Source organism: Roseivirga sp. UBA1976 (assembly GCF_002336325.1).
In the GTDB taxonomy this organism is placed as follows: domain Bacteria; phylum Bacteroidota; class Bacteroidia; order Cytophagales; family Cyclobacteriaceae; genus Roseivirga; species Roseivirga thermotolerans.
In genome coordinates this window covers 1-12,971 of record NZ_DDDQ01000087.1, presented here as the reverse complement: position 1 = coordinate 12,971, position 12,971 = coordinate 1, and the positions used below count along the sequence as shown (strand labels likewise).

The 12,971-nt window shown below is 44.8% G+C and carries 12 protein-coding genes; 8 read left to right on the top strand and 4 right to left on the bottom strand.

Features of this window, described 5'->3' with window-relative positions:
- Nucleotides 1–480: 480 nt before the first annotated feature.
- Nucleotides 481–903, top strand: coding sequence for a BLUF domain-containing protein (locus tag B3763_RS08360; RefSeq protein ID WP_189629382.1), 423 nt, complete (start codon nucleotides 481–483; stop codon nucleotides 901–903).
- On the opposite strand, the gene B3763_RS08355 is transcribed toward B3763_RS08360, so the two are convergent.
- Genes B3763_RS08355 through B3763_RS08345 form a run of 3 tightly spaced genes read right to left on the bottom strand, consistent with a single transcriptional unit; the run spans nucleotide 900 to nucleotide 4,113 of the window.
- Complete coding sequence (locus B3763_RS08355; RefSeq protein WP_189629381.1) at nucleotides 900–2,126, bottom strand: alanine dehydrogenase; 1,227 nt, start codon at nucleotides 2,124–2,126, stop codon at nucleotides 900–902. The two genes, B3763_RS08360 and B3763_RS08355, sit on opposite strands and share 4 nt — an antisense overlap.
- Complete coding sequence (gene tsaE, locus B3763_RS08350; RefSeq protein ID WP_286745640.1) at nucleotides 2,116–2,541, bottom strand: tRNA (adenosine(37)-N6)-threonylcarbamoyltransferase complex ATPase subunit type 1 TsaE; 426 nt, start codon at nucleotides 2,539–2,541, stop codon at nucleotides 2,116–2,118. The genes B3763_RS08355 and tsaE overlap by 11 nt, the downstream gene beginning before the upstream one ends.
- Nucleotides 2,542–2,550: 9 nt before the next feature.
- Nucleotides 2,551–4,113, bottom strand: a complete 1,563-nt coding sequence (locus B3763_RS08345; protein ID WP_286745638.1) for a PglZ domain-containing protein — start codon at nucleotides 4,111–4,113, stop codon at nucleotides 2,551–2,553.
- 50 nt (nucleotides 4,114–4,163) lie between these two features.
- On the opposite strand from B3763_RS08345, the gene B3763_RS08340 reads away from it, so the two are divergent.
- The 6 genes from B3763_RS08340 (at nucleotide 4,164) to B3763_RS08315 (ending at nucleotide 9,792) form a co-directional block, all read left to right on the top strand.
- Entirely contained in the window at nucleotides 4,164–5,396 is a 1,233-nt protein-coding gene (locus B3763_RS08340) for an HD domain-containing protein (RefSeq protein ID WP_286745636.1), read from the top strand.
- Nucleotides 5,397–5,413: 17 nt separating this feature from the next.
- Nucleotides 5,414–6,436 (top strand): UDP-3-O-(3-hydroxymyristoyl)glucosamine N-acyltransferase, encoded by a 1,023-nt coding sequence (gene lpxD / locus B3763_RS08335; RefSeq protein ID WP_286745634.1) that lies wholly within the window; start codon nucleotides 5,414–5,416, stop codon nucleotides 6,434–6,436.
- A 24-nt stretch (nucleotides 6,437–6,460) separates the two neighbouring features.
- Nucleotides 6,461–7,849 carry a bifunctional UDP-3-O-[3-hydroxymyristoyl] N-acetylglucosamine deacetylase/3-hydroxyacyl-ACP dehydratase gene (locus B3763_RS08330; protein ID WP_189629376.1) on the top strand — a complete coding sequence of 463 codons (1,389 nt, stop codon included), beginning with the start codon at nucleotides 6,461–6,463 and terminating at the stop codon, nucleotides 7,847–7,849.
- A complete protein-coding gene (lpxA, locus tag B3763_RS08325; protein WP_286745632.1) occupies nucleotides 7,846–8,628 on the top strand; it encodes an acyl-ACP--UDP-N-acetylglucosamine O-acyltransferase in 783 nt (260 codons plus the stop codon). The genes B3763_RS08330 and lpxA overlap by 4 nt, the downstream gene beginning before the upstream one ends.
- Nucleotide 8,629: 1 nt before the next feature.
- Nucleotides 8,630–9,247 carry an ABC transporter ATP-binding protein gene (locus B3763_RS08320; protein WP_286745629.1) on the top strand — a complete coding sequence of 206 codons (618 nt, stop codon included), beginning with the start codon at nucleotides 8,630–8,632 and terminating at the stop codon, nucleotides 9,245–9,247.
- Between the two features lie 62 nt (nucleotides 9,248–9,309).
- The gene (locus tag B3763_RS08315) at nucleotides 9,310–9,792 is read left to right on the top strand and encodes a lipocalin family protein (protein ID WP_189629373.1); all 483 of its coding nucleotides are present in this window, start codon (nucleotides 9,310–9,312) and stop codon (nucleotides 9,790–9,792) included.
- Nucleotides 9,793–9,924: 132 nt separating this feature from the next.
- Here B3763_RS08315 and B3763_RS08310 read toward each other — a convergent pair whose 3' ends face one another.
- Nucleotides 9,925–11,115 (bottom strand): VOC family protein, encoded by a 1,191-nt coding sequence (locus B3763_RS08310; protein WP_286745626.1) that lies wholly within the window; start codon nucleotides 11,113–11,115, stop codon nucleotides 9,925–9,927.
- 121 nt (nucleotides 11,116–11,236) lie between these two features.
- On the opposite strand from B3763_RS08310, the gene B3763_RS08305 reads away from it, so the two are divergent.
- Nucleotides 11,237–12,637, top strand: a complete 1,401-nt coding sequence (locus B3763_RS08305; protein WP_286745622.1) for a Gfo/Idh/MocA family protein — start codon at nucleotides 11,237–11,239, stop codon at nucleotides 12,635–12,637.
- Nucleotides 12,638–12,971: the final 334 nt, after the last annotated feature.

Genomic DNA, 12,971 nt, shown 5'->3' with positions numbered 1-12,971 from the left:
AAGGCCTGTTTTTCCGGCATGACGTTCTTTTCTTACATCGAACTCAGGTTAAAATAATTAACTCATGGTATGACCAAAGCACTGCTTTAAAGTATTGAACAGCCTGGTTCAGTTACTCGCAGCGGGGCTGAAAACCTGAAACACATGGCTTCTGTGAAAACAGTGATATGAGCCGTCAAGAATGGTTATTGTACTCATTTATACAGTTCCACCTTCTTACCGGCAGCACACCTTATAACCGTATTTCAAATGCGCAAAGAAGGGGGCTCAGGCAAAACACTTTCTTTCAGCCTGTACACCATCCTGTCAGCCATTTGGATATACCCCATTTATTGCTGGTTCTTACTCAAAAAAAGATTGTTGTTCGTTCAGGAGCTGCTCCAATCTTTTTCAAAAGGTGATCGGCCATCTTTATGCAGTAAGGTATGGTTGACCTGCCTTCTGTAAATGCATTTTTAGTATATTGAAACACCTAGTGTAATGCCTATGCTATACGAACTCATTTACAGAAGTACGGCCAGTTCCGGACTTAGCGAAAAAGATTTTAATGACATACTTTCTACTGCCAGAAGCTTCAACGAAGCCAACCATATTACAGGCTGTTTGCTCTTTCATGGTGGGCAGTTTTTACAAATACTGGAAGGAGAATTCCAGGTTTTACTCGATTTATTCGATCGGATAAAACATGACCCGCGCCACTACGATGTATTGCTGCTGCATATGAAGGAAAGTGAGTACCGCATTTACCCCAACTGGACGATGGCCTTTAAAACACTGGACGATAAAAACCTGAAAGATCACTCCGGAGTAACCGAGTTTACCGAAATTGACTCTGAAAAGAAAGAAAGCACAATAGCCAAGAGCCTCTTTACAGCATTGAGTAGCCAAATAGTAAAAGACTAAAACCGTGCGGCCATCAGCAGACTTAAATCTTTGTATGGCAGGTTAAATCGCTTGGCAATTTCCAGGTGTGTTGTACAGCCTTTGTAGGCATAAATACCCTGGCTAAACCAACTGTACGCATACATCATATCATCAATTCCACCTGTTTCGGCCAGTTTAAGCAGCACGGGAGTAAGTATGTTGCTGAGGGCTGTAGTGGCTGTTCTTGCAGCTCTGGAAGCAATATTCGGCACACAATAGTGAATCACATCAAACTTTCTGAATACCGGTTCATCGTGCGTGGTAATCTCAGAAGTTTCTATACAGCCGCCCTGATCTATGGAAACATCAATTATAACCGAACCGGGTTTCATACTAGCTACCATTTCTTCAGTTACTACGCATCGGGCTCTGCCTTTTTCGGCTCTAAGCGCTCCTATCACTACATCGGCCGAGAGTAGAGACTGACTCAGCGTGACACTATCTATTACCGCAGTAAAAGCCTGATTACCCAGCTTGTGCTTTATTCTTCTGAGCTTGTAAATTTCGTTGTCGAAAATACGCACTTCTGCCCCCAATCCTAAGGCAGCTCTGGAGGCATATTCTGCCACAGTACCTGCTCCTAAAATAATTACCCGTGTGGGTGGTACTCCTGTTATACCTCCCAGAATGATTCCTTTTCCGCCATTGGCTGTGCTCAGATACTCTACCGCTATGGGTATGGCCAAACTGCCGGCCAGTTCGCTCATTGCATTCACTATAGGCAAGCCTCCGGCTTTGTCTTGAAGCAACTCAAAACCCAGTGCACTGATCTTCTTTTTATTAAGCGCTTCGTAATAGGCAGCCGAGGTATTGGCTAGCTGCATGGCCGAAAATACCGTAGCCCCTGACTTCATCAGATCAATTTCTTCACTGGTTGGTGGTTCTACCTTCACAATAAGGTTTGCTTCAAAAGCCTCTTTCTTAGAGTACACAATATTGGCCCCGTTTTCAGCATACTCTGCATCTGAAAAATGAGCATGTTCGCCCGCTCCTTGCTCCACCTGCACCTCATGGCCATTAGCTACCAGTATACCCACTGCGGCTGGGGTAAGACTTACCCGGTTTTCTTGAAAAGACACCTCTTTGGGCACAGAAATGAGCATGTTTTTAGCCCCGGATTTTACCTTGAGCAATTGCTCCTGAGGATATAAACTACCCTCTTTAGCCAATTGAGCAAACCCTGTTTTTTCCTTACCTGCCATTATGCGTTAAAGTAAATTCTCGTTGTTCGTTACCTAAGTCTTCAATACGTATAGCCAAATGCCTTTCGGGCAACAAGTTACCTATTTTCTGTGGCCATTCGATCAAACATAAATTGCCGGAATCGAAGTATTCTTCTACCCCAATGGCCAAAGCCTCTTCAGGATGTTCCAGGCGATAAAAATCGAAGTGGTAAATCGAATCTCCTGATAATGTCAGGTATTCGTTGACGATAGAAAATGTTGGGCTTTGCACCGTATCTATTACTCCTAGTACCTGACCGATAGCCTTGGAAAGTGTAGTTTTCCCGGCTCCCATTTCTCCATTCAATACCCAAATCTTTTCACCTCCGGCCCATTCAACCATCTTGGAGGCCAATTCAGGGAGGTCTCCCACACTGTTTGCCTTTAGCTTCATTCTCCTGCTTTAAGCCCTCTTCGAAATTAATGAAATAAAAGGAATTATCATTTCTTCTAGCGATACGCCACCATGCTGAAAAGTATCTCTGTAATACTTAACGTAGTGATTGTAATTGTTCGGGTAGGCAAAGAAAGTATCGTCTGTAGCAAATACATACGAGGTAGACACATTGGGTTTTGGCAAATGGAGCTCTTCTGGTTTTCGTACCTCAAAAATTCCGTCAGTACCATGGTAGCCCAAATTCTTACCCTGCTTATAGCGAAGATTAGTATTCACATTTCTGTCGCCAGCAATTTTAAAAGGGCGTTTCACCCTGTAGGTGCCATGGTCTGTAGTAATCATTACCCGCAAACCCTTATCTGCAATGAGCCGCAGCAAATCGAACAAAGGAGAGTGCAGAAACCACGACTTGGTCAGCGACCTGTAGGCCGCTTCATCGGCCGCCAATTCCTTAATCATTCGAATGTCTGTTCTAGCATGCGACAACATGTCTACAAAGTTGTAGACCACTACATTGAGCTGGTTGTTGAGTAGGTTATTGAAGCTATCGTTGAGTTGCTTACCCTGATTAGCATGGATTATTTTGTGATAGCTCGTTTTAACATTCAGTCGATGCTTCTTAAGGTTCTCCTTTAAAAATGCCTCCTCATTGTTGTTCTTGCCTTCTTCGCTGTCATCGTCATGTACCCACAATTGCGGATACTTCCGGCTCATGGCCAGAGGCAGTTCACCGGAAAAGATAGCATTTCGGGCATAGGCTGTCGTTGTTGGCAATATAGAATAGTAGGCTGTTTCTTCCATCAGGTTGAAATAGCCAAGAATATCGCGCTCAATAATTTTCCACTGGTCGAACCTCAGGTTATCGATAATAATGAGAAAGGCCGGAGAGTCGTTAAGGGCAGGAAACACCTTATTGGCAAGCAGTTGGTGCGACATTAGCGGTCTATCGGCCTCCTGATTATTAAGCCATTCCGAATAGTTTTCGGCCACAAAACGGGCAAAATTAGCATTAGCCTCTACTTTCTGCATTTCCAGAACCTCCGCCATACTCTTGTTTTCCGTCCCCTCAATTTCCAGTTCCCAATACACCAGCTTTTTATAGATTTCGGCCCATTCGTGGTGGTCGATCCAGTCATTGACCTTCATGCTGATATTCCTGAAATCTTGCTGATAATGTAGGTTGGTTCGTTCGCTCACTAGTCTGCGATTGTCCAGCAGTTTCTTTACCGAAATTAGTATCTGATTGGGGTTAAGTGGCTTTATGAGGTAATCGGCAATTTTAGCACCAATAGCTTCTTCCATTATGTGTTCTTCCTCGTTTTTGGTAATCATAACCACAGGAAGAGCCGGACGGCTTCCTTTAATATAGCTCAGTGTTTCCAGGCCCGTCATACCCGGCATATTTTCATCTAAAAAAACAAGATCAAAGGGTTTTTGCTCCACCGCCTCGATGGCATCGGCACCACTGGTTACGGGTGTCACATCATAGCCTCTGTCTTTTAGAAAAAGGATATGCGGTTTCAGCAGATCGATCTCGTCATCAGCCCACAAAATGTTATATCTTTGCATGAATCAAAATTGAGAAGAAGCTCGAATTTAAGAGAATTAAAGCACAAAGTTTGAACAAGCGGAAGATAATCAATGACCCGGTCTACGGGTTCATCACCATCAGAAATGAGCTGATTTTCGATATTATAAACCACCCTAGTTTTCAACGCCTCAGACGCATTAAACAAATGGGGTTGGCAGAGTTGGTTTATCCCGGTGCTCACCACACTCGGTTTCACCATGCGCTGGGTGCTATGCACCTCATGTCTATAACGCTGGACAACCTGAGAAACAAAGGTGTAGAAATTTCAGAAAGTGAATATGAAGGTGCTCTTATTGCCATTTTATTACACGATGTGGGCCATGGCCCCTTCTCTCATGCTCTGGAATTTAGCCTACTGGAAGATGTACCGCACGAACACCTGAGCCGCATAATTATTTCGGGGCTGAATCAGGAGTTTAATGGTGCACTCACAATGGCACTCGATATATTCAACGGCAGTTGTCACAAACCCTTTCTACACCAACTGGTTTCCAGTCAGTTAGACATAGACCGACTCGACTACCTAAAACGCGACAGCTTCTTTTCCGGAGTATCAGAGGGGACCATCGGGGCCGACCGCATCATTAAAATGCTCGATGTAAAAGACGGCCAACTGGTGGTAGAGGAAAAAGGAATTTACAGCATAGAAAACTTTTTGAGTGCCAGACGCCTTATGTACTGGCAGGTATACCTGCACAAAGCGGGTGTAAGTGCCGAAAAAATGCTGGTATCTATTATTAACAGAGCAAAAAAGCTAACCCGGAAGCAGCCGGAAACTCTATTTATGAGTGACAGCCTCAGGCTGTTTTTTGAAAAGGAAATAGGTCTGGAACAATTTGCCGAGAACCCCAAGATACTGGAAGCCTTCTTAGACCTTGATGATTATGATCTCTGGGGAGCCATTAAAATTTGGGCTAAACATAAAGACCCAATACTCTCCAAACTGTGCCAAATGTTACTGAACAGGGAACTCTTTAAAATACATTTTAGCCAGGAACCTACCAGCAGGGAAGAAAAAGAAGCGTTTCAGACTAAAATTGCCGAGGCTTACGGCATAAAACCCAAAGATGTAAAGTACTTCTTTTCAACAGGCCAGGTAACCAACAATGCCTATCTGGCCAACGATAAAAAGATAATGATTGTCTCTAAAAATGGCGAGGTGAGAGATGTAGTAGAAGCTGCCGACCTGCCTAACATTAAAGCCATGAGTAAAATAGTGCGCAAGTACTATCGATGCTGGCCAAAAGACATAAATTTGTGACTCTCAGAAATATAACCATGGAAATATCTGTAGAACAAGTGGCCTCTCTTTTGGGAGGAAAAGTAGAAGGAGATGGAACAGCCAGGGTGAACCGTCTGGAGAAGATTGAAGAAGCCACTCCGGGTAGCATAGCCTTTCTGGCCAACCCCAAGTACCTACCATACATTTACTCAACTAGCGCAAGTGCAGTTATTGTAAAAAGTGATTTTGAGCCCGAAAAGCCGGTTAAAGGAGCTCTTATTCGGGTCGATGACCCTTATAGTGCTTTTGCCCGATTGCTCGAGGAGTACGAAAAAATGACAGCCAAAGTAAAAACAGGCATCGAGCAGCCTTCTTTTCAGCACGAGTCGGCCAGCTATGGAGAACAGGTGTATTTGGGGGCTTTTTCGTATCTGGGCGAAAACGTTAAAGTGGGCAAAAACACCAAAATATATCCGCAGGTGTATTTAGGAGACCATGTAGAAGTAGGCGATAATACCATTCTATATCCCGGAGTAAAGGTATATGCCAATTGCAAAATAGGCTCCAACTGCGTTCTGCATTCAGGAGTGGTTGTTGGCAGCGATGGGTTTGGTTTTGCACCCCAAGCCGATGGCACGTACAAAAGCATTCCTCAAACGGGAAATGTAATTATAGAAGACAACGTAGATATAGGAGCCAATACCACCATAGACTGTGCTACTATGGGGGCTACAGTAATTCGTAAGGGAGCCAAAATAGACAACCTGGTGCAAATAGCTCACAACGTTGAAGTGGGTAAAAATACGGCAATAGCCTCTCAAGCCGGGCTTTCAGGAAGTGCCAAAATCGGAGAAAATTGCCAAATAGGCGGACAAGCAGGCATTACCGGCCATTTAAGTATTGCCAACAAAACCATTATAGGCCCCCAGGCGGGTGTGCCTAAAACCATTAGTCAGGAGGGCAAAGTCTGGTTCGGCTCACCTATTATGGAACACAAAGATTTTCTGCGGGCAAGCGTTATTCTCCGCAACCTTCCTAATCTTATTGAACGGGTCAAGGAACTGGAAAAAAAGTTATAAATTTGCGGCATTTTCGCAGAAAGCATGAAGACAAAGCAGCATACGATTAGGGAATCCATAACGGTATCTGGAGTTGGCCTCCATACGGGTGTCACTGCCAATATGACCTTCACTCCTGCCCCACCTAACCACGGCATTAAATTCCAGCGAATTGACTTGCCCGACCAGCCTGTTGTAGATGCTGATGTAGACTATGTTGTAGACCTTTCGAGAGGAACTACCATAGAACACAATGGAGCCCGGGTGAATACCGTAGAACATACTCTGGCTGCTTTAGTAGGCCTGGAAATAGACAACGTACTCATTAAAATTGATGGGCCCGAGCCTCCAATATTGGACGGCAGCTCTAAAATGTTTATTGAGGCTTTGGAGAAGGTGGGCGTACAGCAGCAAAATGCACTGCGAAACTTTCTAGAGGTCACCGAAAGCATAATGTACCGCGACCCGGAAAGAGACGTAGAAATTGCAGCACTCCCTCTAGACGATTTTCGGGTTACGGTAATGGTCGATTACAACTCGCCAGTACTAGGTAGCCAGCATGCTTCGCTAACCGATATTCAAGACTTTAAAAAAGACATTGCCTCGAGCAGAACTTTCTGTTTTCTGCACGAATTGGAAATGCTTTATAAAAACAACCTCATTCGAGGTGGCGACCTAAACAATGCCATTGTGGTGGTAGACCGTGTGGTTAAAGACGAGGAGCTTGATTACCTGGCCGGTTTGTTTAACAAACCCAAAGTAGAGGTAAAGAAAGAGGGCATTCTAAACAATGTTGAACTTAGACACCGCAATGAACCTGCCCGCCATAAACTATTGGATGTAGTAGGAGATTTAGCGCTCGTTGGCCGCCCCATAAAAGCACAAATACTGGCCGCAAGGCCCGGGCATGCTGCCAACGTAGCATTTGCCAAAAAATTAAAGAAGGCTATGATGGCCAATAAGAGCTCAGCACCATATTACGACCCGAACGTTGAGCCGGTAATGGATATCAACCAAATCACACAAATTCTACCTCACCGATATCCGTTTTTGCTCATAGACAAGATATTTCATCTGGATGAAACTACCGTAGCAGGTATAAAGAATGTTACCGTTAACGAACCCTTTTTTACAGGCCATTTCCCCGGAAACCCGGTAATGCCGGGAGTGCTACAAATTGAAGCTATGGCTCAAATTGGTGGTATCCTTGTCTTGAACACCGTACCCGATCCTGAGAACTACACACCCTATTTCCTCGGTATCGACAAATGTAAATTCAGAAAAATGGTCATCCCCGGAGACACCATCAAGTTCAAGTGTGAACTCACGGCTCCAATCAAACGAGGCATTGCTCAAATGAATGGATACGCCTACGTTGGAAACACCCTGGTGTGCGAAGCATCTATGACCGCAAGAATTGTAAAGAATCAATGAATCAACCCCTAGCATACATTCACCCGGAAGCCAAAATTGCGCGAAATGTGGTGATAGAACCTTTCGTAACCATTAGCAAAAACGTGGTCATAGAAGAAGGCACCTGGATAGGCTCCAACGTGACCATTATGGAAGGTGCAAGAATTGGTAAAAACGTAAAAATATTTCCCGGTGCAGTTGTATCGGCCATTCCTCAAGACCTGAAATTTGGTGGTGAAGACACCGTTTTAGAGGTTGGCGACAACACCGTAATCCGTGAGTGTGTAACCCTGAACAGGGGAACAGACGCCACCAACAAAACTGTGATTGGCAAGAACTGCCTGATTATGGCCTATACACACGTAGCTCACGACTGTATAATTGGCGACAATTGTATTTTGGTGAATGCCGTACAATTGGCCGGCCATGTAACTATCAATGACTGGGCTATTGTTGGCGGAGCAGCCGCTGTTCACCAGTTTGTGAATATTGGTGCCCATACCATGGTTTCCGGTGGTTCATTGGTGCGAAAGGATGTGCCTCCCTATACCAAAGCCGGGCGTGAACCCCTCAGCTATGCAGGCATTAACTCCATTGGCCTTAGAAGACGCGGTTTCTCCAACGAGAAGATTGCGGAGATCCAGGAAATTTATCGCTACATATTCCTTAAAGGGTTGAACAACTCCAAAGCCCTCGATTTGGTAGAACTTGAAATGACCCCCTCTAAAGAACGCGATGAAATCATCAATTTCTTTAGAAATTCTGACCGTGGAGTAATGAAAGGATATAGCGCCAAGTAATATGCAGATTGCGGTTGAAGGTTTAGGTAAAAAATTTAACCGTGAGTGGATATTCAGGAACCTATCCATAGCCTTCGAAAAAGGCAAGCCTTGTGCTATAACAGGCGGCAATGGCAGTGGTAAATCTACCTTTTTACAGGTGCTATGTGGATATATTCCGGCTTCAGAAGGTAAGGTCACCTATACGTTCAACAACAAACCGGTACCGACAGAATTAGTCTATCAACACTTCGATATTTCTACACCATACCTGGAGCTTATTGAGGAGTTTACCCTTCGAGAATTCCTAACCTTCCATTTTAAATTTAAGAAGCTCAAAGTAGGGTTAACCATTAATGACTTTGTAGAATTGGTGTATCTGCAAAATAGTGCCGAAAAACCTATTCGAAATTTTTCTTCGGGCATGAAGCAGAGACTTAAGTTGGGGCTTTGTTTTTATTCGCAAAGCGAGATATGCCTTTTAGACGAACCCACTACCAATTTAGATACGGCAGGAATAGCCTGGTATAGGAAGTCAGTAGAGGCTATTTTAGAAGATAAGCTAGTATTAGTAAGCTCCAACCAAAAGCATGAATATGAATTTTGTACAGAGAGTTTACATATTCCCGACTTCAAATAGTCTTGGTATAAGCTCATTTTTTCCGAAAAAGTAATTATTATTGATTCTACAACAAACCCAACATGAACAAGATTAAAAGCTACTTTCTACCCCTCAGCCTGCTGCTTATTGTATTGACTGTCTTCTCTTGCGGAGGCGGTGGCGATGATGGTCCCAGCCTTACCCCTGAAGAACAACGGCTAGTAGACCTTGCGGGTACTTCCGGTGTTACCTGGGTAGCTACATCGGTTACCTTTGATGGCGCTCCTGCCAACGGGCTGGAAAACTTCTCCATGACCATTAGGGGAAATGCCACCAGCAAAACATACACCAGTACTGATGGTGATCCATTTTTTGGAGCCAGTGGCACCTGGGACTTTAATGGAAACAACATCAATGAGGTAATTTTCGATGGAGACAATTCCAATGTGTACAGCATATCGCTGAATGCAAGTGCTACGCCACCTACACTTACTATGACCGTTGATTACACCCGCTCGGGTGGTGTAGCTGCCGGGGTTAGTGGGGCTGATGGGCGTTATGTCTTCAACCTGGAAAAACAATAAGAAGCACGACAGCCCCAGTCAAAAAAAGATTGTCTTGAAAATGACTTTATGTCATTCTGAACCTATCTACTTAAACGGATAAGTTCGGAATGACATTTTTTTTAGAGCCTAATTTTAGTAGATAACTCCTCTCTAATAAAAACGATAGGTATATAACTCAGAGCCAATCAGACTACCCGAGAAGCCGGGATTACTGGTTCTCAAATAGCTTTGTAAAGCCTCCAATTGTTCTACTTTCCAGCCAATCTCCACTGCTTTTTCGTTGGCATAGTTCTCCATGCCTCTTCGTTCATCCACCAACCCTATAAAGCTACTGTGGGAGGTCTGAAATATCTTTGTCCACCCCTGGTCAGCTACCATTTCAAAACCCAACACCTCTTGATAGTAATTTTGTTGTGCCAATAAATCTTGGTGGTATGTCCAGGTAATAGAGCCATAGAAGCCTAAAGAATCGACAGTAGTTGTCAAATACGGCACCTTACTCAGTGCAGCCATTAGTAGTTCATTTTCCGGATGCTGCTTGAACTGCTCAAACTCCAGAAGATATCCTTCAGGATCAATAGCCACAAAACCATCGTGTGGTCCACCCTCCTTAGGTTTGTAACTATACTTTATGGGAATTCCCAGCTTCTGAACATAGGCGTACCATTCAGGCAACTGATCGGTAAGCAGGGCAATGGCCGTTGATTTAGGTTGTTCTTTGGGGTGTTCGGCAGATAGAGCATGCAGCTGAATGTAGGACGTAGAGCTTATTTGAAAACGGTTATCTTCAAGCGGGGTAAATCCCAATTGTTCAGCATAGAACTGCTTAGCCCTTGCAAGATCATTATAGTACAGGTGAGTGGTTTGCTCTTTAATACCAAAAGAGTTAATTGTTCGAAAGGCGGTATTCTCCATCAACAAATGGTTGATACCCTGAGTACTATATCCTAAAAGACGCCCCATGCGCCTGGCCAGCAACTGATCGTCCCACCTCCTTTCGGCAATGTCTTGTTTAAGTTGTCTGTACTGCTCTAACCGAAGGCTGTCTTTGAAGATAACGAAGACAGACCTTTCCCTGGTAGTCTCAGCGGGGAACAAAGCGCTAACCGGAAAGTTATCTTCCCTGTATACATACAAGTTATTTTTCCGGGCCACTTGTGCAAATTCTGGCATTGCCCGATCGGCCTCCTCCATTGTCATGGGGTGGCTGAGAGCAATTGGTTTGGCGCCATTGGCCACCATTTCGCAATATACCTCAAAGCTGACCAGGTCGGTGGTACCGGGCTTGGAGCAGGCACACAGCAGTAGGGCAAAAATCCCTTGCAGAAATATTTTTTTCATTGAACTAAAATGATCAGAGGCTTCAGCAAATCAAAGGAAAGCCAAGCAAACTTAAGAAAGGGTTTGACTTTATGCCAAAAAGGTAAGAATATGCCCTTTCAACGTTAACTCACTACAAACTATGTCTAAACTCGACAGACGGAATTTTTTAAAGAAAACCTCACTTTCGGCTGCCGCTCTGGCTACAGCAACGGCATTTACCTGTTGTTCAGAGGAAGAGCAAACCAGACCTAGCGGCTCTCAATACATGGGAGACTTTGCCGCCCCAAAACTAGACCGTGTAAGAATAGCTCTTATTGGAGTGGGAGCTCGTGGCAGCGGGCATGCCCGGGACTTCGCCAGTCTTGAAGGCACTGAAATTGTGGCCATAAGCGATTTATACGAAGACTGGGCGCAGCGTTCAGCCGACCGATGTAAAGAAGCAGGCAACGGACAGCGCCATCAGGACATTAAGCTCTACCATGGCAGTGAAAATGGCTGGAAGCAAATGCTTGAAGAAGTTAAACCGGATGCGGTAATTATAAGCACCAATTGGGTGAACCATGCACCAATGGCTATTGAAAGCATGAAGAAGGGGGCTCACGCATTTGTAGAAGTACCTATGGCCACCACCATAGAAGATATGTGGGCTATTGTAGACACCTCTGAAGCTACGGGAAAGCATTGCATGATGATGGAAAATGTAAACTATGGCCGAGACGAACTCATGTTCTTAAATATGTGCAGGCAAGGGTTGATTGGCGATATTTTACATGGCGAAGCCTCTTACATACACGAACTGCGGTTCCAGATGGAAGAGCAGGAGCGTGGGACAGGCTCATGGAGAACCCACCACTATGCCAACCGAAACGGTAACCTCTACCCTACTCACGGTTTGGGTCCGGTGGCACAGTATATGAACCTGGCAAGAACTGACGATAATTTCGGCACAATGGTATCCTACTCTACTCCGGCAATGGGCAGGGCCAAATATGCCAAGGCCAACTATGCAGCCGATCATAAGTGGAATCAATTGGAGTATAAAGGAGGCGACCTGAACACCTCTATAATCAAAACTGAACTTGGCAGAACCATTATGGTGCAATGGGACGAAACCAGCCCGCGTCCATACTCAAGACTTAACCTAATACAGGGTACTTTGGGCACATTGGCCGGCTTCCCCACACGCGTTGCTTTGGAGGGTGGTGTGGAAGGACTTACCGACAACCATCATCAGTGGGCTCAAGGAAGAGAGGCCTTGGCGGCTTTATATGAAAGATATGATCACCCGCTGTACAAGAAGCTCAATGAGAGCACCAAAAACAGTGGCCACGGTGGAATGGACGGCATTATGCGTTATCGCATTGTAGAGTGTCTGCGCACCGGCACCCCTCTGGATCAAAACGTATACGAAGGTTGCTTCTGGAGCGCGGTTGGTCCTTTGAGTGAGAAATCTGTAGCTGAAGGCGGAATGCCTCAAGCTTTCCCTGACTTTACCCGTGGTGGGTGGAAAGAGACTAAGGCTTTAAGTATAATTAGCTAATCCTTTTTTTATCCCGAGTTTACCGAGGGATCGGCCATACATTTTGCCGATCCTTCGGCTTCGCTCAGGATGGAAAAGAACTCAACCCATCTTCGTTTGTAATAAATGATACTCGTACGATTCATTCGCAATCGATACTATTTAATACCTCAAGCTTGCCCGGACTTTACCCGTGGTGGGTGGAAAGAAACCAAGGCGCTGGGTATAATCAGCTAAACTTTTTATCCCGAGTTTACCGAGGGATCAGTCAGGCATGGGCAGATCCTTCGGCTTCGCTCAGGATGGAAAAGAACTCAACCCATCTTCGTTTGTAAAAAAGATACTCGTACGATTC

Coding starts and splice junctions, on each gene's coding strand:
- B3763_RS08360 (WP_189629382.1), top strand. CDS start 481: ATGCCTATGCTATACGAACTCATTTACAGAAGTACGGCCAGTTCCGGA.
- B3763_RS08355 (WP_189629381.1), bottom strand. CDS start 2,126: ATGGCAGGTAAGGAAAAAACAGGGTTTGCTCAATTGGCTAAAGAGGGT.
- tsaE (WP_286745640.1), bottom strand. CDS start 2,541: ATGAAGCTAAAGGCAAACAGTGTGGGAGACCTCCCTGAATTGGCCTCC.
- B3763_RS08345 (WP_286745638.1), bottom strand. CDS start 4,113: ATGCAAAGATATAACATTTTGTGGGCTGATGACGAGATCGATCTGCTG.
- lpxD (WP_286745634.1), top strand. CDS start 5,414: ATGGAAATATCTGTAGAACAAGTGGCCTCTCTTTTGGGAGGAAAAGTA.
- B3763_RS08330 (WP_189629376.1), top strand. CDS start 6,461: ATGAAGACAAAGCAGCATACGATTAGGGAATCCATAACGGTATCTGGA.
- lpxA (WP_286745632.1), top strand. CDS start 7,846: ATGAATCAACCCCTAGCATACATTCACCCGGAAGCCAAAATTGCGCGA.
- B3763_RS08320 (WP_286745629.1), top strand. CDS start 8,630: ATGCAGATTGCGGTTGAAGGTTTAGGTAAAAAATTTAACCGTGAGTGG.
- B3763_RS08315 (WP_189629373.1), top strand. CDS start 9,310: ATGAACAAGATTAAAAGCTACTTTCTACCCCTCAGCCTGCTGCTTATT.
- B3763_RS08310 (WP_286745626.1), bottom strand. CDS start 11,115: ATGAAAAAAATATTTCTGCAAGGGATTTTTGCCCTACTGCTGTGTGCC.
- B3763_RS08305 (WP_286745622.1), top strand. CDS start 11,237: ATGTCTAAACTCGACAGACGGAATTTTTTAAAGAAAACCTCACTTTCG.